This is a genomic window from Pantoea sp. Tr-811, assembly GCF_011752535.1.
Taxonomy (GTDB): Bacteria; Pseudomonadota; Gammaproteobacteria; order Pseudomonadales; family Pseudomonadaceae; genus Aquipseudomonas.
The window spans coordinates 60,810-85,389 of sequence record NZ_VWXJ01000004.1; the positions used below are offsets into that span (position 1 = coordinate 60,810).

Consider the following 24,580-nt stretch of genomic DNA (forward strand, 5'->3'; position numbering starts at 1 on the left):
TCCGGGCACTTACTGAGGGCCTATAGCTCAGTCGGTTAGAGCAGAGGACTCATAATCCTTTGGTCCACGGTTCGAGTCCGTGTGGGCCCACCAGACACGACAAAGCCGCGCACTGCGCGGCTTTTTTGTGCCCGACGTACTGCACAGCCAGCAACGCCGGTACATTCCTGGCGTACCCGCGTGTTGGACGATGAGCCGAATAAGCACCTTAATCGGCTCAAAACATGAGCCGAATAGGCGCTCTATTCGTCTCACCGCCCGCCCTGAGGCACCGTAGCGAAAGTCTCCAAGGCCACGGCGAATCGGCACTTGGCTGATTTACTGGAAAAAGGCTGCATATTGCGCCTGCCGGGCGGCGGGCGAAGCACCCGCTATCAAGGGGTGTCAGAACACACCTCACCGCGCACGGCGTTAGTCCCCAGCCTGCTCTACGGCCAGCGCCCTCAGGTTGTCAGCGGCCAACTCCAAATTGTCATCGTCAGCCCAAATGACCGTGTCCTTCCACTCGCCGATCGCGGCGGTTGCAAAAACGTCGGGCATTGAAAGCGCGTGCAATGTAGGGTGCCTGGCGATGATTTCATCCAGCCTCACTGGAAACCGTTCACCGTCCGCGAACGTCAGCAACAAGGCCCCTGGGGCGGAAACCGCGATATCTTCAAGCATGAAACGCTTACGGGTCATTGGTTCAACTCCTTCCACTTGGCAAGCAACTGAGGCCTGTTGAATGAAGCCCATTCCATGGCTTCACTCAAGGCTCATCGCCTGAGCTCCCGATATTGCCCTCCCCGCCCCGGCCTCGCTAGGCTAGCGGGCCCACTGCCGAGACTTGCCATGCTCGATTCCCGCCCCATCACCCTCGATGAAATCGACCGCCAACTGATCGCCCTGCTGCAAATCAACGCCCGCGAAAGTGTCGCCACCCTGGCCCGCCAGCTGGGCATTGCGCGCACCACGGTGAACTCGCGCCTGGAGCGGCTGGAGAAGCACAAGGTCATCACCGGTTACGGCGTACGCCTGGGCCAGCGCCTGATCGGTGGCGGGCTGCAGGCTTATGTCGGCATCAAGGTGCAACCGCGCTCCGGCAAGGAGGTGGTGCGGCGGCTGAGCGCCATGGGGCAGGTGCAGCAACTGTGTGCGGTGAGTGGCGAATTCGACTATGTCGCCTGGCTGCGCTGTGATTCGCCGGAGCAGCTCGACCAACTGCTGGACCAGATTGGCAGTGTCGATGGCGTCGACAAGACCACCACATCGATCATCCTCAGCAGCAAGGTGGACCGGGGGCAACCGATCTGAATCACCTTTGGCACCAAAGCGGCACCCACCCCCTTGATTCAGAAGCCTCCGAATAGCCTGCCCGGCATTTCCTACAAGCGTTACATGCTGCAATTCAATGGCGCCCACGAAGGGAGCCCAAGGTGTATAGGCTGAAAGGAAGACGTGCAGGACGACCTGACAGAGCAGCAACGCAAGGCGCTAAAAACCATGCTCGAACGCGAATACCTGATGAGGACAAATCATGCCCCGCAACCTCTTCACTGAGCTCACCCAAGGCTTCGATGCTCTGTCCGAAGAACGTACCGGAAAAATGACCCTGCGCTCGCACAAGGTCAGCTTCTCGGAGCTGGTGCTAGCGCCCAACGAACTCATTGAATTGCGCCAGCAGTTGAATATGTCCAGGGCGCTGTTCGCCAATTACCTGCGGACCAATGTGCGAACCTTGGAGAACTGGGAGCAAGGCCGTTCCAAACCTAATGCACAAGCTGTTGCGCTGATCCGTCTGGTTCAGAAATTCCCGGAAACAGTGGAACACCTCGCCTCGCTAACGTGATTCGTCGTATTTAATGACCGACTCGTCGATATGACGGAAAAAGCAGCCATTTGCCAAACTTGTGCGCCTTAATTACGAATCCCCCACTCCCTAAAATGACCCTCAGCCATCTCCTATACTCAGGCTCCGCCCCCCGCGCAGCCGCTCTGGCAAGGTCAATTCATGAACAAGAAAAACCGCCACCCCGCCGACGGCAAGGCGCCCATCACCATCTTCGGCCCGGACTTTCCCTTCGCCTTCGACGACTGGCTGGAACACCCTGCCGGCCTGGGCAGCATCCCGGCAGAGCGCCAGGGTGAGGAAGTGGCCATCGTCGGCGCCGGTATCGCCGGGCTGGTGGCGGCCTACGAATTGATGAAGCTGGGCCTCAAGCCCGTGGTGTACGAGGCCTCGAAACTCGGCGGGCGCCTACGTTCCCAAGCCTTCAACGGAACCGACGGGATCATCGCCGAGCTGGGCGGCATGCGCTTTCCGGTGTCCTCCACCGCGTTCTATCACTATGTCGACAAACTGGGCCTGGAAACCAAGCCTTTCCCCAACCCGCTGACTGCCGCCTCGCACAGCACGGTGATCGACCTTGAAGGCCAAACCTACTACGCCGAACACGCAAGCGACCTGCCTGCGCTGTTCCACGAAGTCGCTGACGCCTGGGCCGACGCCCTGGAAAGCGGCGCGCAATTCGCCGACATCCAGCAGGCAATCCGCGACCGCGACGTGCCCCGCCTCAAGGCACTGTGGAACAAGCTGGTGCCGCTGTGGGACGACCGCACGTTCTACGACTTCGTCGCCACCTCGCGCGCCTTCGCCCAACTGAGTTTCCAGCACCGCGAAGTGTTCGGCCAGGTTGGCTTCGGCACCGGTGGCTGGGACTCGGACTTCCCCAATTCGATGCTGGAAATCTTCCGCGTGGTGATGACCAATTGCGACGATCACCAGCACCTGATCGTCGGCGGCGTGGAGCAAGTGCCCCAGGGCATCTGGCGCCATGTGCCGGAGCGCTGCGCACACTGGCCCGCAGGCACCAGCCTCAGCGCGTTGCATGGCGGTGCACCGCGCACCGGGGTCAAGCGCATCGCCCGCGCCAGCGACGGGCGCCTGGCAGTGACCGACAACTGGGGCGATACCCGCCACTATGGCGCGGTGCTCGCCACCTGCCAGAGTTGGCTGCTGACCACCCAGATCGACTGCGAAGAGTCGCTGTTCTCGCAAAAGATGTGGATGGCCCTGGACCGCACCCGCTACATGCAATCGTCGAAAACCTTCGTCATGGTCGACCGGCCGTTCTGGAAGGATAAAGACCCGCAGACCGGCCGCGACCTGATGAGCATGACCCTGACCGACCGCCTCACCCGCGGCACCTACCTGTTCGACAATGGCGACGACAAGCCTGGGGTCATCTGCCTGTCCTATGCCTGGATGAGCGACGCCCTGAAGATGCTTCCGCACCCGGTGGAGAAGCGCGTGCAACTGGCCCTGGACGCGCTGAAGAAGATCTACCCGAAAACCGACATCGCCGGGCATATCATCGGCGACCCGATCACCATCTCCTGGGAAGCCGACCCGCATTTCCTCGGCGCCTTCAAGGGTGCCCTGCCGGGCCACTACCGCTACAACCAACGCATGTACGCGCACTTCATGCAGCAGGACATGCCCGCCGAACAGCGCGGCATGTTCATCGCCGGTGACGATGTGTCGTGGACCCCGGCCTGGGTCGAGGGCGCGGTGCAGACGTCGCTGAATGCGGTGTGGGGTATCATGAACCACTTCGGTGGCCGCACCCACCCGGACAACCCTGGCCCAGGCGACGTGTTCGATGCAATCGGGCCCATCGCCCTGGCCGACTGACACCAAGGAGGCAGCATGCGCATCGCTTTGTTCCAGGGCGCCCCCCACCCACTGGACGTTCCCGGCAACCTGCAACGGCTGCGCCACCAGGCACACCAGGCGGCGGAGCAAGGCGCGCAGTTGCTGGTGTGCCCGGAAATGTTCCTGAGCGGCTACAACATTGGCCTGGCACAGGTCGAACGGCAGGCCGAGGCCGAGGATGGCCCGGCGGCCATGGAAGTGGTGGAGATTGCCCAGGCGCACCGCATCGCCATCGCCTACGGCTACCCCGAGCGCGCCGACGATGGGACGATCTACAACAGCGTGCAGTTGATCGACGCCCATGGCCGTAGCCTGTGCAATTACCGCAAGACTCACCTGTTCGGCGAACTGGACCGGGCGATGTTCAGCGCCGGTGCCGACCATTTCCCGGTGGTCGAGCTGGAGGGCTGGAAGGTCGGGCTGCTGATTTGCTACGACATCGAGTTTCCGGAAAATGCCCGGCGCCTGGCATTGGCCGGGGCCGAGTTGATCCTGGTGCCGACTGCGAACATGGCGCCTTACGATTTCGTTTGCCAGGTGACCGTGCGCGCCAGGGCGCAGGAGAACCAGTGTTACTTGGTGTATGCCAACTATTGCGGGGCCGAGGATGACATTCGGTACTGTGGGCAAAGCAGTATTGTCGGAGTGGATGGCAGCTTGCTGGCGATGGCTGGGCATGAGGAGTGTGTGCTGCTGGCTGACCTATCGCGTGAGCAATTGCAGCGGGGGCGAGAGGCGTTTCCGTACTTGACTGACCTGCGGCGGGAGCTGCATCTGCGTGAGGGCTGATCAGCCTTAACTATCTGATTTAAAAATAATTTTGTAGGAGCGGCCGCAGGTCGCGATAGGGGTTAGCATGAACACCTGCCCCGGAGTTCCCATGCCTGACACCACCCGCCACCTCACCCTTGCCAACGGCCTGCAACTGACCCTGCGCCATGCCCCGCGCCTGAAGCGTTCAGCGGCTGCCTTGCGGGTGCACGCGGGCAGCCACGATGCTCCGCGTCAGTGGCCAGGCCTGGCGCATTTTCTTGAACACCTGTTCTTCCTCGGCACCGCGCGTTTTCCCCTGGAAGACGGCCTGATGCGCTACGTCCAGGCACTGGGCGGCCAGGTCAACGCCAGCACCCGCGAGCGCACCACCGACTTCTTCTTCGAAGTTCCGCCCGCTGCCCTGGCCGGTGGGCTGGAGCGCCTGTGCCAGATGCTCGCCGAACCCGACCTGGGCATCGAACGGCAAGCCCGCGAAAGGGAAGTGATCCACGCCGAGTTCATTGCCTGGTCACGCAATGCCCAGGCGCAGCAACAGTTCGCCCTGCTGCAGGCCGTGGCGGGCGATCATCCGTTGGTCGGCTTTCATGCGGGCAATCGCTATTCTCTCGCAATCCGCAACACTGGCTTCCAGCACGCGCTCAGCGGTTTCCACCAACGCTTCTACCGCAGCGGCCAGATCACCTTGAGCCTGTGTGGCCCGCAGCCCCTGGACGAACTGGAACAGCTCGCCAGGCAACTCACCGGTGCATTCGCCACAGGCGCCGCGCTAACGCAGGCCCAGCCCCCGGCCCTGTCTACCAACGAACCCCTGCTGTTCGCCCACCAAGCCCTGCCCCACGGCGCGGAGCAAGCGCTGGAACTGCTGTTGGCGGGCCTTGCCGACAACCGCCCCGGCAGTTGGCTGAATGCACTGCAGCAGCACGGCTGGCTCAAGGCATTCAAGGCCGAGCCCCTGTATGGCTTTGCCGGGCAACTGCTCTGGCACATCGACCTGAAACTCCACCCGCAGGCCGACCGAGAAGAGGCCCTGAGGCTATTGCACGGTTGGTTCGGCTTTATCCGCCAGGCAAACCCCAACCAATTGAACCAGGCTTTCGCCCTGCTGCAACAACGCCGCGAACGCAGCGCCAGCGCCCTGGAACTGGCCCGTCGCGACAGCGCCGGGCAGCCCTTCGTAGCGCTGGATGGCCAGGCGATGGCCGCGTTCCAGACATTGCTCGAACAGCTGCCCTGCCTCGATCACGGGCAATGGCAACTGCCTGCCGCCGATCCATTGCTGCTCGACGACTTGCCCAACGCCCGGGCCGTGGCGATGCCGCATGCCCTGAACACCTGCGCCCTGCTGCCACCTACCCGCCAGTACGCAGCCCTTCACCTGCGCTGGCAGGTGCCGCCAGCCCTGGGCCAAGGCCTGCACGCGGTTCTCGAACGCAGCCTGCTGCCCCTGCAGGCGCGCTGCGAGCACGCCAGCGTGCAGCTGCAGTTCAGCACCTTGGGCGAGCACTGGCAGTTGCGCTGCACCGGCCACCCGGCCGCTGTGGTTCGCGCGGTGGAATACGCCCTGGCGGCCCTGCGCTCACCCAACGAGTGGCAACCGCCTGAACAGGAAGGGCCAGCATTGATCCCCATTCGGGCGCTGATCAACCAGTTGCCCAACGCCGTGCATGGCACTCAACCTGCGCCGTCGCCCACCAGCCCCCTGGAACCTTCGCGGCTCGCGGCTGCGTGGCAAAACAGCCATTGGCATGGCCTTGCCACGGGTTTCGATGCCAGTGCCCTGCAAGGGTTGGCTGCAGTGCTGCAGAACTGCCCCGGGCAAGCGGCCAGCCCCACGCCCGCCCCGCACTGGCAAGGCCAGCGCTGGCACCACACCAAGCTGGCAGGCAGCGAAAACGCCCTGTTGCTGTTCTGCCCGCTGCCCGCCGCGCAGCAAGCCTGCGGCCGCCTGCTCGCCCAGCTTCTGCAGGGCCCGGTGTACCAGCGCCTGCGGGTCGAGCTGCAACTGGGCTATGCCGTGTTCAGTGCCTTCCGTCAGGTCGAAGGCCTCGGCGGCCTGCTGTTCGGCGTGCAATCGCCCCACGCCAGCCACGGCGAAATCCTCGGGCACCTGCATGCCCTGCTGAGCCAGGGTGTAAACCTCGACAGCAACGCTCAACAGGCACTGGCCGAACAGTTCGACGAAGCGGCCATGGCCAACGCCGAGGTTGCCGAATGGGCCTGGCAGACACACCTGGCCACACAACCGGCCGACCTGCCTGCACTGCAGCGGTCTATCCTGATGATACGCCAAGCCGACCTGGATGCCCTGCTGGCCCACCTGCTCGGCGCCGATCGCACCTGGCTTTGCCTGGCCAATGCCGCTGCACCAGACGCCTCCTGGCACTGACGACAGCCGGATTGTTACGTTTGACGCAAGGTTGCTTATCAAAGAATTAACCTTTCGGTACAAACTTTTCTTGTAAGATAAATGCTATCTCAGCCAACGGAACCTCCTGCTCCAGGTGGCGCCCAACCAGTAGCTGAAGTACCCCAACCCAACCTGAAGGAGAACGCCCATGTGGACCAAACCTGCATACACTGACCTGCGTATCGGCTTCGAAGTGACCATGTACTTCGCCAACCGCTAAGCCCTGCCTTGCGGCTCGACGCCTCGGCCCGCCGGGGCGTCGTCGTTTTTTGCATTCGGCTTTTCGCAAAAGGAGCGGCCATGTACATCCAGATTCTCGGTTCCGCCGCCGGCGGTGGTTTCCCGCAGTGGAACTGCAACTGCGTCAACTGCAAGGGCTTTCGCGACGGCAGCCTGCGCGCCACGGCACGCACCCAGTCGTCCATCGCCCTGTCTGACGACGGTGAGCACTGGATCCTGTGCAACGCCTCACCCGACATCCGCGCCCAGCTCCAGGCCTTTGCGCCGATGCAACCGGCACGTGCATTGCGCGACACCGGCATCGACGCCATCGTCCTGCTCGACAGCCAGATCGACCACACCACTGGCCTGCTCAGCCTGCGCGAAGGCTGCCCGCACCAGGTCTGGTGCACCGACATGGTCCACCAGGACCTGTCCACCGGTTTCCCGCTGTTCACCATGCTCAGCCACTGGAACGGTGGCCTGCGCTGGAACCGCATCGAGCTTGAAGGCAGCTTCGTCATCGACGCCTGCCCGAACCTGCGCTTCACCCCCTTCCCGCTGCGCAGCGCAGCGCCGCCCTACTCGCCGCACCGCTTCGACCCGCACCCTGGTGACAACCTTGGCTTGCTGGTAGAAGACAGCCGCACCGGCGGCAAGCTGTTCTACGCCCCAGGCCTGGGCCAGGTGGACGCCAAGCTGCTGCAGATGATGGACGGCGCCGACTGCCTGCTGGTCGATGGCACGCTGTGGGAGGATGATGAAATGCAGCGCCGCGGTGTCGGCACCCGCACCGGCCGTGAAATGGGCCACCTGGCGCAGTACGGCCCCGGCGGCATGCTCGAAGTGCTCGATGGCTTCCCACGCCAGCGCAAGGTGCTTATTCACATCAACAACACCAACCCGATTCTCGATGAAGACTCCCCCGAGCGCGCCGAAGTCGTGCGCCGCGGCGTCGAAGTGGCCTTCGACGGCATGAGCATCGAGTTGTAAGGAGGCCCTGTGAGCGACGCATTGCCGATGTCCCCTGCCGAGTTCGAGCAGGCCCTGCGCGCCAAGGGCGCCTACTACCACATTCACCACCCTTACCACGTGGCGATGTACCAAGGCCGCGCCAGCCGCGAGCAGATCCAGGGCTGGGTGGCCAACCGCTTCTACTACCAGGTGAACATCCCGATGAAGGATGCCGCGATCCTGGCCAACTGCCCGGACCGCGAGGTTCGCCGCGAGTGGATTCAACGCCTGCTCGACCACGACGGCGCGCCCGGCGAAGACGGCGGCATCGAAGCCTGGCTGCGCCTGGGCCAGGCAGTAGGCCTGGACCCCGACCAACTGCGCTCCCAGGAACTGGTGCTGCCCGGTGTACGCTTCGCCGTCGACGCCTACGTCAACTTCGCCCGCCGCGCCAGCTGGCAGGAGGCGGCCAGCAGCTCGCTGACCGAACTGTTCGCCCCGCAGATCCACCAGTCGCGCCTGGACAGCTGGCCGCAGCACTACCCGTGGATCGACCCCGCCGGCTACGAATACTTCCGCACCCGCCTGGGCCAGGCCCGGCGCGACGTGGAGCACGGCCTGGCGATCACCCTGCAGCACTACACCACCCGCGCCGGACAAGACCGCATGCTGGAAATCCTGCAGTTCAAGCTGGATATCCTCTGGAGCATGCTCGATGCCATGAGCATGGCCTACGAGCTGAACCGCCCGCCTTATCACTCCGTCACCCAGCAACGGGTATGGCACAAGGGGATCGCCCTATGAGCTTCGACCGCAACCAGGTGCCGAACTGGCGCCCCGGCTACCGCTTCCAGTACGAACCGGCGCAGAAAGGCCACGTGCTGCTGTACCCCGAAGGTATGATCAAGCTCAACGACAGCGCTGCCCTGATCGGCGGCCTGATCGACGGCAAGCGCGATGTGGCAGCGATTATCGCCGCGCTGGAAGAACAATTCCCTGGTGTGCCCGAAGTCGGCGACGACATCGAGCAATTCATGGAGGTGGCCCGTGCCGAACACTGGATCGTCCTCGCCTGAGGTACCGGTCGGCCTGCCGCTGTGGCTGTTGGCCGAGTTGACCTACCGCTGCCCGTTGCAGTGCCCGTACTGCTCTAACCCACTGGACTTCGCCGCCCAGGGCAAGGAGCTGAGCACCGAGCAGTGGTTCAAGGTGATGGCCGAGGCCCGCGAAATGGGCGCGGCGCAAATCGGCTTCTCCGGTGGAGAGCCATTGGTGCGCCAGGACCTCGCCGAACTGATCGGCGAAGCCCGCCGGCAGGGCTACTACACCAACCTGATTACCTCCGGCATTGGCCTGACCGAAGCGCGCATCGCCGCCTTCAAGGCTGCCGGGCTGGACCATATCCAGATCAGCTTCCAGGCCAGCGACGAGCAGGTGAACAACCTGCTGGCCGGCTCGAAGAAAGCCTTCGCGCAGAAACTGGAGATGGCCCGGGCAGTGAAGGCCCACGGCTACCCGATGGTGCTCAACTTCGTGACCCACCGGCACAACATCGACAAGATCGACCGCATCATCGAGCTGTGCATCGCCCTGCAGGCCGACTTCGTCGAGCTCGCCACCTGCCAGTTCTACGGCTGGGCCCACCTCAACCGCCTGGGCCTGCTGCCCACCCGCGAACAGCTGGAACGGGCCGAACGCATCACCAACCAATACCGGGAAAAGCTCAAGGCCGAGGGCAACCCGTGCAAGCTGATCTTCGTCACCCCGGACTATTATGAGGAACGCCCCAAGGCCTGCATGAACGGCTGGGGCAGCCTGTTCCTGACCATTACCCCGGACGGCACCGCCCTGCCCTGCCATGGCGCGCGCCAGCTGCCGGTGCAGTTCCCCAACGTGCGTGACCACGACCTGCACCACATCTGGTACGACTCGTTTGGCTTCAACCGCTTCCGTGGTTACGACTGGATGCCAGAGCCCTGCCGCTCGTGCGACGAGAAGGAAAAGGACTTTGGCGGCTGCCGTTGCCAGGCCTTCATGCTCACCGGCGATGCCAGCAAGGCCGACCCGGTGTGCGCCAAGTCGGCCGACCACGGCATCATTCTCAAGGCCCGCGAGGAGGCGCAAACCGCCACTCTCGCCATTGAACAGATGACCTTCCGCAATGAACGAAACTCCCGTGTCATCGTCCGCGGCTGACTTCAGCGCCGCCCAGGCCGTCGCCGCCGGCACCGACTTCGCAGAGCTCAAGGTCAGCGCGGCGGGGTTGTTCTGGAACGAGTTTCGCCCCGCCGACGGCGCTTGTCGCCTCTGGCACTGGCACGCCCACCAGGCGCGCTGCCTGACCCCGGACGGGTTCAGCGTGCGCAGCCGGGTGTACGAATACGGCGGCGGCAGCTTCTGCCTGGGCGGCGATGGCGTGCTGTTCGTCAACGAGAAAGACCAACAGGTCTACACCCAGGCCCTCGACGCCAGCCCACCCCGCGCCCTTACAGCTGATGGCGCCTGCCGCTACGGCGACCTGCAGTGGCACGCAGGCCTGGTGCTGGCGGTCGAGGAGCGCCACGCCGAGGGCGCCGAGCACCGCCTGGTCGCGTTGGCCGAGGGCACCCGCCAGGTACTGGCCGAAGGCGCCGACTTCTATGCCTCGCCCGTACTCAGTGACGATGGCCGGCGCCTGGCCTGGGTCGAATGGGACCGCCCGGCCCAGCCCTGGACCCGCACCCGGCTGATGTGCCGCGAGCGCGACGCCAATGGCAACTGGGGCCAGGCACGCTGTATTGCAGGCGCAGACGAGTCGCTGCAGCAACCGCGCTTCGATGCCGAGGGCCGCTTGTATTGCCTGAGCGACCGCAATGGCTTCTGGCAGCCCTGGGGCGAGGTCGACGGCCATTGGCAAGCGCTGCCGGCCGAGCCTGCCGATCACGCGCCTGCCCCTTGGCAGCTTGGCGCCAGCACCTGGTTGCCGTCAGGCCCGCAGGGCTACCTGGCCACCTGGTTCGAAAGCGGCTTCGGGCAACTGGGCCTGCGCGGGGAAGATGGCCGGGTCGAGCGCTTTGCCAGTGCCTATACCCGTTTTCGCAGCCTGGCGATGGACGCCGAGCACATTTATGCCGTGGCCGCCTCACCCATCAGCCCACCCGCCGTCATCGCCATCGCCCGCAGCCACCACGAAGTCAGTGTGCTGGCCGGGGGCGCCGAAGTGCTGCCCGCCGAGCGCATCAGCCTGCCGCAGCCGATTCACTACGGCAGCGGTGACACCACCGCACACGGGTTCTTCTACCCGGCACCGGGCAGCAAGCTGCCGCCGCCGTTGGTGGTGTTCATCCACGGTGGCCCTACTTCGGCCTGCTACCCGGTACTCGACCCACGCATCCAGTACTGGACCCAGCGCGGCTTCGCCGTGGCTGATTTGAACTACCGTGGCAGCACCGGCTATGGCCGCGCTTATCGCCAGGCACTGCACCTGAGCTGGGGCGAGAGCGATGTCCAGGACGCCTGCGCCGCAGTCCGGCACCTGGCCGAGCAGGGCCTGGTCGACCGCAGCAAGGCCTTCATTCGCGGCGGCAGTGCCGGTGGCTATACCGCGCTGTGCGCATTGGCCTTCCAGAACATCTTCCGTGCCGGCGCCAGCCTGTACGGTGTCAGCGACCCGGTCGCCCTGGGCAAAGCCACCCACAAGTTCGAAGGGGATTACCTGGACTGGCTGATTGGCGACCCACTGCACGACGCCGAGCGCTATCGCCAGCGCACGCCGCTGTTGCATGCCAGCCAGATCAAGGTGCCGGTGATTTTCTTCCAGGGCGAGCTGGATGCAGTGGTGGTGCCAGCGCAGACACGCTCGATGCTGGAAGTGCTGCAGGCCAATGGCATCGAAGCCGTCGGGCATTTCTACCCTGAAGAGCGGCATGGCTTTCGCAAAGCCGAGAACCTGGCGCATGCGCTTGAAGAGGAATGGAAGTTCTATTGCCGCGTGCTGGAGGGCTGATACCCAAGCCCTTTCGCGGCGCAAGGCCGCCCCTACAGGAGATCGCGGTCCCTTGTAGGAGCGGGCTTGACCCGCGAAGGGCTGCAGAGCAGCCCCGGGCCCTCAACGCTTGGCAATGATATACACCGCATGCACGATCCCAGGAATGTACCCCAGCAGGGTCAGCAGAATATTCAGCCAGAACGCCCCGCCAAATCCGACCTGCAGAAATACGCCCAGCGGCGGCAGGATGATGGCGATGATGATACGAATGAAGTCCATGGGAAGTTCTCCTGAAGGGGTTACAAGAGTGACCCGCTTCGCTTGGCAGAGGTTCCGTGGGCCAATCGCAAATCGCGAGCTACGCTCGCTCCTACGGGCGTTCCGCAGGTTTGGCGCATAGGCAAAAAAAACGCCCCGGGCCAAAATCAGGCCAGGGGCGATGCGCAGAAACGCCAGACGGTTCGTTGAATTCCAGATCAGGCCGGCATCACGCGGCGGGCCTGTTGTTGCGCATGCAGCCGGGCAAAGGCCCTGGCCAGGCGCAGCAGCATCTCGTCGATATTGCCCTTGCTCACGGTCAGCGCCGGTGAGAAGCGCACCACGTCAGCCTGCGGCGCGTTGATCAGCAGCCCCTCCTGCAAGGCAGCCTCGACCAGCTCCCGGGCCAGGTGTTCCTGCAACTGCAGCGCCCAGAGCAAACCCTGCCCGCGCACCTGGCCCTGGCCATAGCGGCCAGCCAGGCGGCTCAAGCCATCGCGTAAATGGCGGCCACTGTCCTGCACCTGCTCGAAAAAGCCCGGCTCCAGCACGGTGTCCAGTACGGCCAGGCCCGCGGCGCTCATCAGCGCATTGCCATGGTGGCTGCCATCGAGCTCACCCGGCTCGGCGCAGCACGCCGTGCCACGGGCCAGCAGCGCCGCCAGCGGCACACCGCCGCCCAGGCCCTTGCCCAGGGTGACGATGTCGGCGCGCACGCCGTAGGTTTCTTCGGCCAGCAACGCGCCGCAGCGGCCAATGCCTGTCTGCACCTCGTCAAGAATCAGCAGGATGCCCAGCTCCCGGCACAGTTTCTGTACACCCTGCAGGTACTCGCGGGTGGCCGGAATCACCCCGGCCTCACCTTGAATCGGTTCGAGCATGATCGCCACGGTGCGCGAGTCGACCTCGGCATGCAGCGCCGCCAGGTCGTTGAACGGCACCTTGCTGAAACCTGGCAAACCCGGTTCGCAGCGGTTGCACGGCAACGGGTCGGAGGCCGACAACGCCCCCAGGCTGCGGCCATGGCAAGCCTGGCTGGCGGTAATGATGTGGTAGGCGCCATTGCGATGCAGTTGGCCCCACTTGCGTGCCAGCTTGATCGCCCCTTCACAGGCTTCGGCGCCGCTGTTCAGCAGGTAGGCCTGGTCGCTGCCAGTGCTCTGGCACAGGCGCTCTACCAGGGCCAGCAACCCCCGGCTGAGGTAGCCAGCACCGGGGTTGATCAATGCCTGAGCCTGGTTGCCCAGCGCCTTGGCCAGTGCACTCGGGCTATGCCCAAGGCTATTGACCGCCCCACCTTGGGTGAAGTCCAGGTAGGCATGCCCGGCGTTGTCCCATAGCCACGAGCCCTGGCCCCTGACGAACACTTGGGCCGCACGCTCGCTGCCGGCCATCAGCCGCTCACGCGCCAACGGCGCATCCGCCTCCAGCACAGGCGCAGGTTTGCGCTCGGCAACCGCGGCGGGGGCCGAACGGCGCAGGTTGAACAGGTTCATCGGGGCTCCAACCAATCACGGTAAGGGGGGGCCAGGGGTCCGGTCTTGTTGCCGGCGCTGGATATTTTGTCTTGCCTATCAAAAGTGTTTCTCGAACGCGGTAACAATGCACCGATCGGCTGCTGTAACCCGTTGGAATACGGCGATAGACTAGGCGCCGGCGGTTATGCCGGCCATTTCGTTTTCCCAGCTTTTTCGATAAGTGTTACTTATGGATTTTCGCCAACTGCGTTATTTCGTCGCGGTGTATGAAGAAGGCCATGTGGGCCGCGCCGCCGAGCGCCTTTCCCTGTCCCAGCCTGCGCTTTCCCAGCAGATCCGCCAGCTGGAGCACAGCCTGGACCTGAGCCTGTTCGAGCGCAGCAACAAACGCCTGTTGCCCACCCTGGCCGCGCACACGCTGTACAACCACGCTCTGCCCCTGCTCGACGGCCTGCAGCGCGCCCACGAGGCAATGCGCAACTTCAAGGGCCAGTCACTGCGCACCTTGGCCATCGGCGTGCTGCAGACCGTGCGCCCGAGCCTGGTGCCGCAATTGCTTGAACGCCTGCGCAAGGCCCAGCCGCACCTGGTGGTGCAGATCTACGAACTGTCGGGGCTGGAGATCGAACGGCGGCTGCTCAACGGCAACCTGGATATCGGCATCAGTTACCTGCCCCCGCGCCAGCCAGGGCTGCACGGGTTGCTGCTGTACGAAGATGAACTGCAGGTTGTCATCCCCGATACCCACCCCCTGAAGGAATTCAAGAAGGTTTCCATCAAGCAGGCGGCCGAATTGCCCATGCTGATGCTGGGTGAGGAGTTTCAGCTCCGCCAGATCTGGAAAGAACAGTTGGCCGCCCAAGGGCGCCGGCCCCAGGTGCAGGCCGAGATGAACAACATGGCGGGGATTCTCGACAGCCTGGCGCACACCTCGCTGGCTACCATCCTGCCGGGACGGGCCAAGGATGCCGCCGAGGACGACCAGGGGCTGCTGTGGAAACCGCTGAGCGAGCCGCGGGTGCCGTTGAAGGTGGGCCTGGTGTTTCGCGATGCCCAGCGCCAGCAGGCATCGGTGGAGTTGCTGCGCACGCTGCTCGAAGAGGAAACCGATGCTCGCCTGCCGGGCAGCTGAAACACGCGCACAAAGAAAACCCCGCCGAAGCGGGGTTCTCTAGACTGTTTCCCTGTGACATCCCTATCGCCCCGCCGTCCTGGCAGGAAATCCTTCGTTGTCCCTGTTCTGTCCTTTGCGCTTCCTGCGCAACGTCCATGTACAAAGATTAACCGTGGATCCAATCTGACACCAGTGGCGAAAAAGCACCGCGTCATGTAGGAAAAAGCTTACAAGGGGTAATCATTCTCAGATACCCCAGGAAAGCCCGTTCGCGCTAAACCGCGCCCTGTAGGAGCGGGCTTGCCCCGCGAACGGCCCAACCCCCGACTTATCAGAACTGCTCCGCATCCAGCAAATACAACGACTCACTGCCCGCCTTCACCGACGCCACCAGCGAATTCACCCGTGGCAGCAGCCGCGCAAAGTAGAACCGCGCCGTGCCCAGCTTGGCCGAGTAGAACGCCTCATCCCCCTCCCCAGCTTGCGCCGCGCGCGCCATCAGCGCCCACATGTAGGCGTAGGCCACATAGCCGAAGGCATGCAGGTACTCCACCGACGCCGCACCAATCTCGTTGGGGTTGCCCTTGGCCTGCTGCAGCACCCATTCAGTCAGCCCATCGAGCTGGTCCAGCGCAGCCCCCAGGGGTTTGCTGAACTCGGCCAGCTGGCTGCCGGCGCCACCGATGAACTGGCGAATCTCGTCGGAGAATAGCTTGTAGTAAGCCCCGCCGCTGGCCACCACCTTGCGGCCCATGAGGTCCAGGGCCTGAATGCCATTGGTGCCCTCGTAAATCTGGGTGATGCGCACATCGCGCACCAACTGCTCCTGGCCCCACTCACGAATGTAACCATGGCCACCGAAGACCTGCTGGCCATGCACCGTGCACTCCAGGCCCAGGTCGGTGAGAAAAGCCTTGGCCACCGGCGTCAGCAACGCCACCAGCTCTTCGCTGCGCTTGCGGGTCGCCGGTTCTTCGCTGTACTTGGCGCTGTCGAGCTGCATCGCCACATAGGTGGAGAACGCCCGGCCACCTTCGATCAGCGCCTTCATGGTCAGCAGCATGCGCCGCACGTCCGGGTGCACGATGATCGGGTCGGCAGCCTTGTCCTTGGCCTGCGGGCCGACCGGGGCACGGCTCTGCAGGCGGTCGCGGGCGTACTCCACGGCGTTCTGGTAGGAGCGCTCGGCCGAGGCCAGGCCCTGGATGCCCACGCCCAGGCGCTCGTAGTTCATCATGGTGAACATCGCCGCCAGGCCTTTGTTCGGCTCGCCGACGATGTAGCCCACGGCCTCGTCGAAGTTCATCACGCAGGTGGCCGAGGCCTGAATGCCCATCTTGTGCTCGATCGAGCCGCAGGTGGCGGGGTTGCGCGCACCCAGGCTGCCGTCGGGGTTCACCAGGAACTTCGGCACCAGGAACAGCGAGATGCCTTTCGGCCCCGCCGGGGCATCTGGCAGCTTGGCCAGCACCAGGTGAATGATGTTCTCGGTCAGGTCGTGTTCACCGCCGGTGATGAAAATCTTCGTACCGCTGACCTTGTAGCTGCCATCGGCCTGTGGCTCGGCCTTGGTGCGGATGATGCCCAGGTCGGTGCCGGCATGGGGCTCGGTCAGGCACATGGAGCCGGCCCATACACCGGCGTACATGTTTGGCAGGTAACGCGCCTTCAGCGCTTCGCTGGCGTGGGCATTGATCGACAGGCAGGCACCGGCGGTCAGCATCGGGTACAGGCCGAAGGCCAGGCTCGAAGCGTTGACCATCTCTTCGACCTGGGCCGAAATCGCCTTGGGCATGCCCATGCCGCCGAACAGCGGGTCACCGCCCACCCCTACCCAGCCGCCTTCGGCGTAAGTGTTGTAAGCCTCGATGAACCCGGCTGGGGTGCGCACTGCGCCGTTGTCCCAGCGGCAGCCTTCTTCATCGGCGGCGCGGCTGAGCGGGGCGATGGTCTTGCTGGTGACCTTGCCGGCTTCTTCCAGCACGGCCAAGGCGGTGTCCGCATCCACGGCCTCGGCCAGCTCGGGCAGTTGCGCCCACAACTCGGCCACCTTGAAGACTTCATTCAGAACGAAGCGCATGTCGCGCAGGGGCGCTTTATAGTCAGCCATCACAACCTCTCGCTAATCGGGTCGGGGCGGCCACCAGGGGCCGCGGCACGGGGGTTGAATCCAGTGTAACCGAACAACTTTTGCGAGACATAGGGTCATCACGCGACCGTATGGTCTAGTATGGTCACGCCATCCGCACCGCCCCGCGTCGTGATTGTTGACCATAGACCATGACGCAATTGCGCCCGGCGCCTTTGGCGCTGTAAAGCGCCTGGTCGGCAGACTTGAGCACTTCCTCGGGGTTGCGGTGGTCGACCTGGCGCTCGGCCACGCCAATGCTGATGGTCACCGAAACGGTGGCCGAAGCGCTGCCAGTGCGGCGCTGGCGCCCGGCCGTATCGTCTTGGGGGCGATTGTTCTGGTCACGCAGGTGCATGGTGTAGTTGGCGATCATCTCGCGCACGGCCTCCACGTGGGGCACGCACTCTTCGGCCGTCTTGCCGGCGAACACCAGGGCGAACTCCTCGCCGCCGTAGCGGTAGGCCCGCCCGCCGCCGGTCACCTTGGACAAGCGGCTGGCCACCAGCCGCAGTACCTGGTCACCGACGTCGTGGCCGTGGGTATCGTTGAATTTCTTGAAGTGGTCGACGTCGGTCATGGCGATCACGTAGTTGCGCCCCAGGCGCTGCATGCGCTCGTTGAGCGCACGGCGCCCCGGCAGGCCGGTAAGCTCATCGCGAAAGGCCATCTGGTAGGCCTCGTGGGAAACTGCCGCTGCGATCATCAGCATCACCTGGCTGCACATGATGTTCAGCGTGAAGGGCAGGATGAAGGTCTTGGGCAGCATCCAGAAAATGCCGATCAGGCCGATCAGCTGGGCGGCATGCAAGGGCCGCGGCTCGCGCAGGTACTGCACCACCAGCAGGATCAGCACCAGCAGGAACACCGGGTACACCATCTGGATCAGGCTCATCCACTGGCCATGCAGCGCCGGCCAGCGGATTTCCGCCAGCCAGCTCAGCAGCGCCTGGGGAAAGCTCTGCTCCAGGGCCACGGCCACGCTGCCGACGGCGAACAGCACGGCAAAGCGCGCCAGCAGGTCCTGGGCCAGGTGAGTTCGCTCCTGCCAGGCGCCGAACAGGCCATACAGCGTGGGCAGCAGCAGGCAAACGAGGTGGAAGATCACCGCCGCGTCCTCGCGCACACGGCCGTTGTCACGGTAGTAGTCGGTCTGGGTGTCCAGCAGGAAGTAGGCGATGTACACCGTCACCATCAGGAACAGCTCGCGCTGGCGACGGTACACGGCGCAGTAGGCCCCGCCCAGCAGCAGTACCAAGGTGGGCAGGACATTGAACAGGGATGTGAAAAAGACACTGAGGTCTCTTACATAAGCCGCCGCAAGCCCTGCCAGCAACAGTAACAGCGAGGGCAGGAAGTGGCTCGTGCGTACAGCGTTTAAACGAAACAAGGGTAATCTCCGACCCGGCAGATCAATAGTAGCATTGTGCCTTCACTGCATCGGCAGCACACGTGAATAGATGAATACACGGGAGGGTTAACGGCAGCTGGGGGGCAGGGCTTGAGCTTTTCTTACGCCCAAGGGAGCAGTTCAGAACCCCGTAGGAGCGAGCAAAGCTCGCGATGGGACGCGCAGCGGCCCCAGGGTTTCAGCTTCGCGGCTGATAACGCCGGGGCTGCTTTGCAGCCCATCGCGAGCTGCGCTCGCTCCTACAGGGAGATCGCGGCGCGACAGCGCGGTGATGCTTGCTACAGGTCGTTGTTGAACGGCTGCAGCGGCCCTTGCTGGGCGGAGCGGCCTTCGGCACCCACGGCATTGAGCTGGAACGTGGCATCCAGTGCCTGGCGCGAGCCGGCTTTCTGCGCCACGGCATTTTCATCGCCCTTCTGCCCCTGCGGCAGCATCAGTGACGGGTGATCGAACGGCGCCCGTTCCCAGGCGACACGCGGGTCGGTCAGGCTGATCTCCATGAATTTCACCAACGCATCCACTTCATCGCTGGTGAGGTTCAACGCCGTCATGTCCGGGTCCAGGTTCGAACTGTTGTGCTGATTGACGGCCGGGGGGTCGAAGCCGCTGGTGTTGCTGGCATCCTCGCCACGCCGGTCACCGCCGCGGTTGTAGAACTCCATCACCTGTTGCAGCGTCGAGCGGCTGCCGTTGTGGAAGTACGGCCCGGTCAACGCGATGTTGCGCAGGGTCGGCGTTTTGAAGGCACCATCGACCGCATCGCGAAAACCGATACTGGGCTTGAGTGAAGGGTCGCAAGGAACCGCTGCACTCAGCGGCACTTCGAAGGTGCAGACATCGACATCCAGCGGGTCGGGAATATTCCCCCCTTGCAGCAGGGTGTTGTACTGGCGGGTGAAGGACAACGGATTGCCCCAGGCATCCGAGCCACCCAGCGCCAAGTCTTCGGACGTCGGGCGCACGCCGGTGTTGTAGAAGCCGTTGTCGTAGAGGGTGGTCAGCCCGTCGGCCATCACCATGCGCTCGATGCGTTCACGGGGCTGGAACAGCAGCCGGCTACCGGCATTGGTCAACTCCGCGCCACCATGGCAGGCGATGCACTTGCCCTTGCCCAGGAACAGTTCCATGCCTTGCACCTGCTGGGCGTTCATGGCGCTGTGGTCACCCTGCAGGTAGGCATCCAGCGGCGCCTGGTCGGAGATCAGCGTGGCCTCGTACATCTGAATTGCCAAGCCGAAGAACAGCGGGAAGTTCGCCTCCATCTGGCTGTAGGGCTCGCCGCCCAAGGCAACCTGCTGGGTGGCGTTCCACAGGCGCGGCTGGAAGGCATTCTTGATCAGCTCGCGGTAGGTGGGCCGGCGGGCGCTGGAGACAGGCCCGAGTACCGAGTCGGTCGGTGAAATCTTCTGCCCCTTGAGCATCATGGTGTCGAGGATGCGCCGGCCAATGTCGGCGAAGGTACGCCCGCCGCAGGACATCTCCACCGTGCTGCCGGGTGGGCCGACCGCTTGCGAGGCCGCCGAGGCATCCCTGAGGGCCAGGCGAACCTTCACCGCCACGCCGCTACGGTCGTTGGTCACGAAGATCCCCGCATCCGGGTCACGATTGCCGAACGGCGAGAAACCGTTGAACACGTTGTTGGCCCGGCCATCCCAGAAGTTGCGCACGTTGAAGGCGGCGTTGATCACCGACGGCGCGTTGCGGCCGGTGCCGCGGCGCACGTTGATGCCGCCCACCTGGAAAATGCCGTCCGGTTGTTGGGTGCACTTGTCGTACCGCGACTGGTGGGGTTTGACGAAGTTGGCATCGAACACGCCCTGGGAGCCGATGACGTCATCGCTCGAATAGACGATCGCCGAATTGCGGTCCAGGGGGTTGGCCAGCACGTGGGTCGGGAAGTCGCCCTTGAGCAGGGTGTAGTTCGGGCCACCTTTGCCCCCGGAGCGGGTGGCGTAGCTTGGCACGTCACCGGGGATGTCGCCGGCCATGAAGGGCTTGTTGAAAATCGACGCCACATTGGCATTGGTGTTGGCCTGGCCAGGGTTGATCTGGTTGGTGACCCGATGATCGACACCGGCATGGTAGTGGCAGGAGGCGCAGGCGGTGGCGCCGTCACTGCCGATGGCCATGTCCCAGAACAGCGCCTTGCCCAGCAGCACTGCCGCCACGCGGTTGGTGACGTAGTCCGACATCAGGTCGACCTTGCGCCCACCCTCGGTGCCTGAGGGGTCTGGCGGGGTCATGCCGCGCAGCGAATTCAGTGTGGGCACCTCCGGCACCACCGGTTCAGTGCCGGCCGGGTCTGCGGCCCGGGCACCGGTGAACGGCAACCCGGCGGCGCAGAGGGCCACGGCCATCGCACAGGCCAGGCGGGGTATTCGCAAAGCACTCCAATACGTAACCATGATGGACTTCCCGATTCAGTACGGAGTAGCCAGGCTCCGTAGTTGCCCTGTTACGAGATGTTGATCCTGCAGTTCACATGGCCATGCACTTCTAGTTGAAGTTGCGCGGGCACGGCAAGCCCTCACTGGCAAAGCAATCTCTTGGCTCAGGTTTTCAAACTGATTGATCGCGCAGTTGGGTGCGCTTAATGCCACCATAGCTGTAACAAAGCATTTCAACAGTAGAGGAAGGGGATTTTTTTATACCGGTTTATTTAGGGAGGCATACCGATAAATACTGAACTGGGGAATTCCTCAGTGTTGGTGGCGAGGTGGGCCCATTAGTGGGTTTTATGGCCCGAAAGCATTGCTTTAGGGAGGCTGAAAGCTGGCAGGGTGTTTGCTGATAGAAGTTTTATTTGGCTGAAAGTGCATCGCGAGCTTTGCTCGCTCCTACCGGTGAAGTTGTGTTTTTGCGCGCGTACAAAAACGCCGCTCACTGGGGAGCGGCGCTTTGTCAAACTTCTTACTCGGTATCAATAACCCAGGGAGAAGTCTTCTTCTTTCATGTCCATCAGGTTGTTTGCGCCCGACAGCATGGTAGCCACATGGGTACGGGTGCGCGGCAGAATGCGCTGGAAGTAGAAGCGCGCCGTTTGCAACTTGGCGTTGTAGAAAGCTTCCTCGCTGGTGCCGGCGGCCAGTTTCTCGGCGGCCAGGCGGGCGATGTCGGCCCAGAAGTAGGCCAGGCAGGCATAACCGGAGTACATCAGGTAATCCACCGAAGCAGCGCCCACTTCCTCGCGGTCCTTCATGGCGGCCATGCCCACTTTCATGGTCAGTTCGCCCCATTCCTTGTTGATGGCGGCCAGCGGCTCGACGAATTCCTTGAGCGCATCGACACCCTCCTGCGCCTGGCAGAACTTGTGCACGATCTTGGTGAAGCCCTTGAGTGCTTCGCCCTGGGTCATCAGCACCTTGCGGCCCAGCAGGTCGAGGGCCTGGATGCCAGTGGTGCCTTCGTACAGCATCGAGATACGGCTGTCGCGCACGTTCTGCTCCATGCCCCACTCGGCGATGAAGCCATGGCCACCGTAAATCTGCACGCCGTGGTTGGCGGCCTCGAAACCGACTTCGGTCATGAACGCCTTGGCGATCGGGGTCAGGAACGCCAGCAAGGCATCGGCCTTCTTGCGCTCTTCTTCGTCCTGGCTGTACTTGACGATGTCGACCTGCTTGGCGGTGAAGTAGACCATGGCGCGGTTGCCTTCGGCGAACGCCTTCATGGTCAGCAGCATGCGGCGCACGTCTGGGTGGACGATGATCGGGTCAGCCGCCTTGTCCGGTGCTTTCGGGCCGGTCAGCGAGCGCATTTGCAGGCGGTCGCGGGCGTATTTCAGGCCACCCTGGAACGCCACTTCGGCATGGGCCAGGCCTTGCAGCGCGGTCCCCAGGCGAGCGGTGTTCATGAAGGTGAACATGCAGTTCAGGCCTTTGTTGGCCGGGCCGATCAGGTAGCCGGTGGCGCCGTCGAAGTTCATCACGCAGGTGGCGTTGCCGTGAATGCCCATCTTGTGTTCGATCGAACCGCAGGTCACGCCATTGCGCTCGCCTACGCCGCCTTCGGCGTTGGGCAGGAATTTCGGCACGATGAACAACGAGATACCTTTGGTGCCGGCCGGTGCATCCGGCAGGCGGGCCAGGACGATATGGACGATGTTGTCGGCCATGTCGTGCTCACCGGCCGAGATGAAGATCTTGGTGCCAGACACCTTGTAGCTGCCATCGGCCTGTGGCTCGGCCTTGGTACGCAGCATGCCCAGGTCGGTGCCGCAGTGGGGCTCGGTCAGGCACATGGTGCCGGTCCACTCACCAGACACCAGCTTGGTCAGGTAGGTGTGCTGTTGTTCGGCAGTGCCGTGGGCGGAAATGGTGTTCATCGCGCCATGGGACAGGCCTGGGTACATGCCCCACGACCAGTTCGAACCACCGACCATTTCGCTCAGGGCCAGGCCCAGCGACTCCGGCAGGCCCTGGCCGCCGTGCTCGACGTCATGGGCCAGGCTCGGCCAGCCACCTTCGACGAACTGCTGGTACGCCGCCTTGAAGCCGGTTGGGGTCTTCACCCCCGACTCGCTCCAGGTGCAGCCTTCCAGGTCACCGACGCGGTTCAGCGGGGACAGCACCTGCTCACAGAATTTCGCGCCTTCTTCAAGGATCGCGTCGACCATGTCGGGCGTTGCGTCCTGGCAACCCGGCAGGCTCTGATAGTGCGCCTCGTAGCCGAGCAGCTCATCGCGCACGAAACGAATATCACGCAAGGGGGCTTTGTAATCAGGCATTGCGATGAACCTCTGTGATGAGTTCGGTGGGGGACCGCTGATACCGACCAGCTCTTGGTGGCTTTCGGTCAAACAGTTGTTTGAAACTTACGTTTAGGACCGCCCGATGTCAAGGAGGGACTATGGTGCCATTTTCGCCGCGAAAGATGGCGTTTGTGCCATTCGACATTTTGGGCACCCACAAACGACTGTAGGAGCGGGTTTACCCGCGAAAGGGCCCGCCCAGACAACAGAGATGTCTGGGCGGACGCATTCGCGGGTAAACCCGCTCCTACAGGGGGCTGCGTGCAGGCTGGAATCAGGCGTAGGTGTCGATGAACCGCCCGAGCATTTCGTCGGACGCCTTGGCGACCTTGGCGCCGGCTTCGACTTCGGTCTTGCCCAACGCCAGTTGCACGGTGCTGGTGGCCATGTCCATCTGCTGGCTGCGGTCCACTGCGCGCAGGCGCTCGGCCTGAAAGTCGCTGGACTGGCTGGTGGCGGCGCGCTCGACCGAAGCGTTGGCGATCTGGCCGGCGGCCTGATCGACACGGTTCTGGCCGTTGTAGATGGCGTTGAGGCCCGCGTAGTACGCGGTGCTGCCGGTGATTTCCATGTCAGAACTCCAATGACGCTGGATAGGAACTGGCCCAATTAAAGCAGCCCAGGGGCGAAAAGGCCCGTTTAAATCCCTAATGGCTCGGTGCTAGCTGATAGGCCATGGGTATTCCTGGGCCGGCCTTTTCGCAAGGCAAGCCCGCGCCTACAGGCGCGAAGAGGCGGTCAATCCAGCAGGTCCAGTTGCAGATGCTCGGCCACCGCATCGGCCGTGGCCAGCTTGAGCTTGGGCACCCGCCCCAGGCATGGCGCCGGCAGGCGCTCCGCCAGGCTGGCCAGGTTCTCTTCCAGCCGAGCGGTCTTCGGCTCGATGATGTTCGCCACCCACCCCGCCAATTGCAGGCCGTCCCGGTCGATGGCTTCGGCGCTGAGCAAGGCATGGTTGATGCACCCCAGGCGCACGCCCACCACCAGGATCACCGGCAGCCGCAAGGCAATGGCCAGGTCCGACAGGTTGGCATGGGCAGACAGCGGCACTCGCCAGCCCCCCGCACCTTCCACCAGGGTGAAGTCCGCTTCCTGGGCCAGCACATGGCGCATGGCCTTGAGCAACACCGGCACGTCCAGCGTAACGCCCGCCTCGCGCGCCGCCACATGCGGGGCGATCGCAGGCTCGAAGGCAAACGGGTTCACCTCCGCATAGGGCAGCTTGATCGAACTCTCATCGATCAGCGCCTGCGCATCGCTGTTGCGCAGGCCCTTGGGGGTCATGCTGCAGCCCGAGGCAACCGGCTTTGCCCCCAACGTACTCAGCCCCTGCAGGCGCGCCGCATGCAGCAACCCGGCGGCGATGGTGGTCTTGCCGACATCGGTGTCGGTCCCGGCGATGAAATAGGCCTGGCTCATGTCGCTC

The 24,580-nt window shown here is 63.7% G+C and carries 21 protein-coding genes and 1 tRNA gene; 13 read left to right on the top strand and 9 right to left on the bottom strand.

From position 1 onward, the window contains the following. Positions 1–16: 16 nt before the first annotated feature. Positions 17–93 (top strand) — tRNA-Ile (locus F3J44_RS07350). A gap of 318 nt (positions 94–411) precedes the next feature. On the opposite strand, the gene F3J44_RS07355 is transcribed toward F3J44_RS07350, so the two are convergent. Beyond that, positions 412–681, bottom strand: a complete 270-nt coding sequence (locus tag F3J44_RS07355; RefSeq protein ID WP_167271453.1) for a DUF2442 domain-containing protein — start codon at positions 679–681, stop codon at positions 412–414. Between the two features lie 150 nt (positions 682–831). On the opposite strand from F3J44_RS07355, the gene F3J44_RS07360 reads away from it, so the two are divergent. The 11 genes from F3J44_RS07360 (at position 832) to F3J44_RS30315 (ending at position 12,033) form a co-directional block, all read left to right on the top strand. Beyond that, positions 832–1,293 (top strand): Lrp/AsnC family transcriptional regulator, encoded by a 462-nt coding sequence (locus tag F3J44_RS07360; protein WP_167066484.1) that lies wholly within the window; start codon positions 832–834, stop codon positions 1,291–1,293. A 223-nt stretch (positions 1,294–1,516) separates the two neighbouring features. Further along, the gene (locus F3J44_RS07365; RefSeq protein WP_167271455.1) at positions 1,517–1,828 is read left to right on the top strand and encodes a DNA-binding transcriptional regulator; all 312 of its coding nucleotides are present in this window, start codon (positions 1,517–1,519) and stop codon (positions 1,826–1,828) included. Positions 1,829–1,990: 162 nt separating this feature from the next. Further along, the gene (locus F3J44_RS07370) at positions 1,991–3,673 is read left to right on the top strand and encodes an NAD(P)/FAD-dependent oxidoreductase (protein ID WP_167271457.1); all 1,683 of its coding nucleotides are present in this window, start codon (positions 1,991–1,993) and stop codon (positions 3,671–3,673) included. Positions 3,674–3,688: 15 nt separating this feature from the next. Continuing rightward, the gene (locus tag F3J44_RS07375; RefSeq protein WP_167271459.1) at positions 3,689–4,483 is read left to right on the top strand and encodes a carbon-nitrogen hydrolase family protein; all 795 of its coding nucleotides are present in this window, start codon (positions 3,689–3,691) and stop codon (positions 4,481–4,483) included. A gap of 91 nt (positions 4,484–4,574) precedes the next feature. Continuing rightward, positions 4,575–6,854: a pyrroloquinoline quinone biosynthesis protein PqqF gene (pqqF, locus tag F3J44_RS07380; RefSeq protein ID WP_167271461.1), complete on the top strand. Its 2,280-nt coding sequence runs from the start codon at positions 4,575–4,577 to the stop codon at positions 6,852–6,854. 169 nt (positions 6,855–7,023) lie between these two features. Then, positions 7,024–7,095: a pyrroloquinoline quinone precursor peptide PqqA gene (gene pqqA / locus F3J44_RS07385; protein WP_003243383.1), complete on the top strand. Its 72-nt coding sequence runs from the start codon at positions 7,024–7,026 to the stop codon at positions 7,093–7,095. Between the two features lie 80 nt (positions 7,096–7,175). Beyond that, positions 7,176–8,087 (top strand): pyrroloquinoline quinone biosynthesis protein PqqB, encoded by a 912-nt coding sequence (pqqB, locus tag F3J44_RS07390; protein ID WP_167271463.1) that lies wholly within the window; start codon positions 7,176–7,178, stop codon positions 8,085–8,087. Positions 8,088–8,114: 27 nt separating this feature from the next. Beyond that, entirely contained in the window at positions 8,115–8,852 is a 738-nt protein-coding gene (gene pqqC, locus F3J44_RS07395) for a pyrroloquinoline-quinone synthase PqqC (RefSeq protein ID WP_205299775.1), read from the top strand. Continuing rightward, positions 8,849–9,124, top strand: coding sequence for a pyrroloquinoline quinone biosynthesis peptide chaperone PqqD (gene pqqD / locus F3J44_RS07400; RefSeq protein ID WP_167066463.1), 276 nt, complete (start codon positions 8,849–8,851; stop codon positions 9,122–9,124). Before pqqC ends, pqqD begins: the two co-directional genes overlap by 4 nt. Beyond that, entirely contained in the window at positions 9,096–10,244 is a 1,149-nt protein-coding gene (pqqE, locus tag F3J44_RS07405; protein WP_167271465.1) for a pyrroloquinoline quinone biosynthesis protein PqqE, read from the top strand. Before pqqD ends, pqqE begins: the two co-directional genes overlap by 29 nt. Further along, the gene (locus tag F3J44_RS30315; RefSeq protein WP_205299751.1) at positions 10,225–12,033 is read left to right on the top strand and encodes a S9 family peptidase; all 1,809 of its coding nucleotides are present in this window, start codon (positions 10,225–10,227) and stop codon (positions 12,031–12,033) included. The genes pqqE and F3J44_RS30315 overlap by 20 nt, the downstream gene beginning before the upstream one ends. Before the next feature lie 102 nt (positions 12,034–12,135). Here the strand turns inward: F3J44_RS30315 and F3J44_RS07415 are convergent, their stop codons facing one another. Further along, the gene (locus tag F3J44_RS07415) at positions 12,136–12,294 is read right to left on the bottom strand and encodes a YqaE/Pmp3 family membrane protein (RefSeq protein ID WP_009681539.1); all 159 of its coding nucleotides are present in this window, start codon (positions 12,292–12,294) and stop codon (positions 12,136–12,138) included. Positions 12,295–12,491: 197 nt separating this feature from the next. Next, positions 12,492–13,769 carry an aspartate aminotransferase family protein gene (locus tag F3J44_RS07420; RefSeq protein ID WP_167066454.1) on the bottom strand — a complete coding sequence of 426 codons (1,278 nt, stop codon included), beginning with the start codon at positions 13,767–13,769 and terminating at the stop codon, positions 12,492–12,494. Positions 13,770–13,980: 211 nt separating this feature from the next. Between F3J44_RS07420 and F3J44_RS07425 the strand changes: the two genes are divergently transcribed. Continuing rightward, the gene (locus F3J44_RS07425; RefSeq protein WP_167271470.1) at positions 13,981–14,883 is read left to right on the top strand and encodes a LysR family transcriptional regulator; all 903 of its coding nucleotides are present in this window, start codon (positions 13,981–13,983) and stop codon (positions 14,881–14,883) included. Positions 14,884–15,196: 313 nt separating this feature from the next. Here F3J44_RS07425 and F3J44_RS07430 read toward each other — a convergent pair whose 3' ends face one another. The 6 genes from F3J44_RS07430 to bioD form a co-directional block, all read right to left on the bottom strand. After that, complete coding sequence (locus F3J44_RS07430; RefSeq protein WP_167271472.1) at positions 15,197–16,975, bottom strand: acyl-CoA dehydrogenase C-terminal domain-containing protein; 1,779 nt, start codon at positions 16,973–16,975, stop codon at positions 15,197–15,199. 124 nt (positions 16,976–17,099) lie between these two features. Further along, the gene (locus tag F3J44_RS07435) at positions 17,100–18,251 is read right to left on the bottom strand and encodes a diguanylate cyclase (RefSeq protein WP_205299752.1); all 1,152 of its coding nucleotides are present in this window, start codon (positions 18,249–18,251) and stop codon (positions 17,100–17,102) included. A gap of 431 nt (positions 18,252–18,682) precedes the next feature. Beyond that, positions 18,683–20,761, bottom strand: a complete 2,079-nt coding sequence (locus F3J44_RS07440) for a cytochrome-c peroxidase (RefSeq protein WP_167271476.1) — start codon at positions 20,759–20,761, stop codon at positions 18,683–18,685. Between the two features lie 563 nt (positions 20,762–21,324). Next, entirely contained in the window at positions 21,325–23,130 is a 1,806-nt protein-coding gene (locus tag F3J44_RS07445) for a phenylacyl-CoA dehydrogenase (RefSeq protein ID WP_167066438.1), read from the bottom strand. A 298-nt stretch (positions 23,131–23,428) separates the two neighbouring features. Next, a complete protein-coding gene (locus F3J44_RS07450; RefSeq protein ID WP_167066433.1) occupies positions 23,429–23,725 on the bottom strand; it encodes a pyrroloquinoline quinone biosynthesis protein PqqE in 297 nt (98 codons plus the stop codon). A gap of 167 nt (positions 23,726–23,892) precedes the next feature. Further along, a complete protein-coding gene (bioD, locus tag F3J44_RS07455) occupies positions 23,893–24,573 on the bottom strand; it encodes a dethiobiotin synthase (RefSeq protein ID WP_167066430.1) in 681 nt (226 codons plus the stop codon). Between the last annotated feature and the right edge of the window lie 7 nt (positions 24,574–24,580).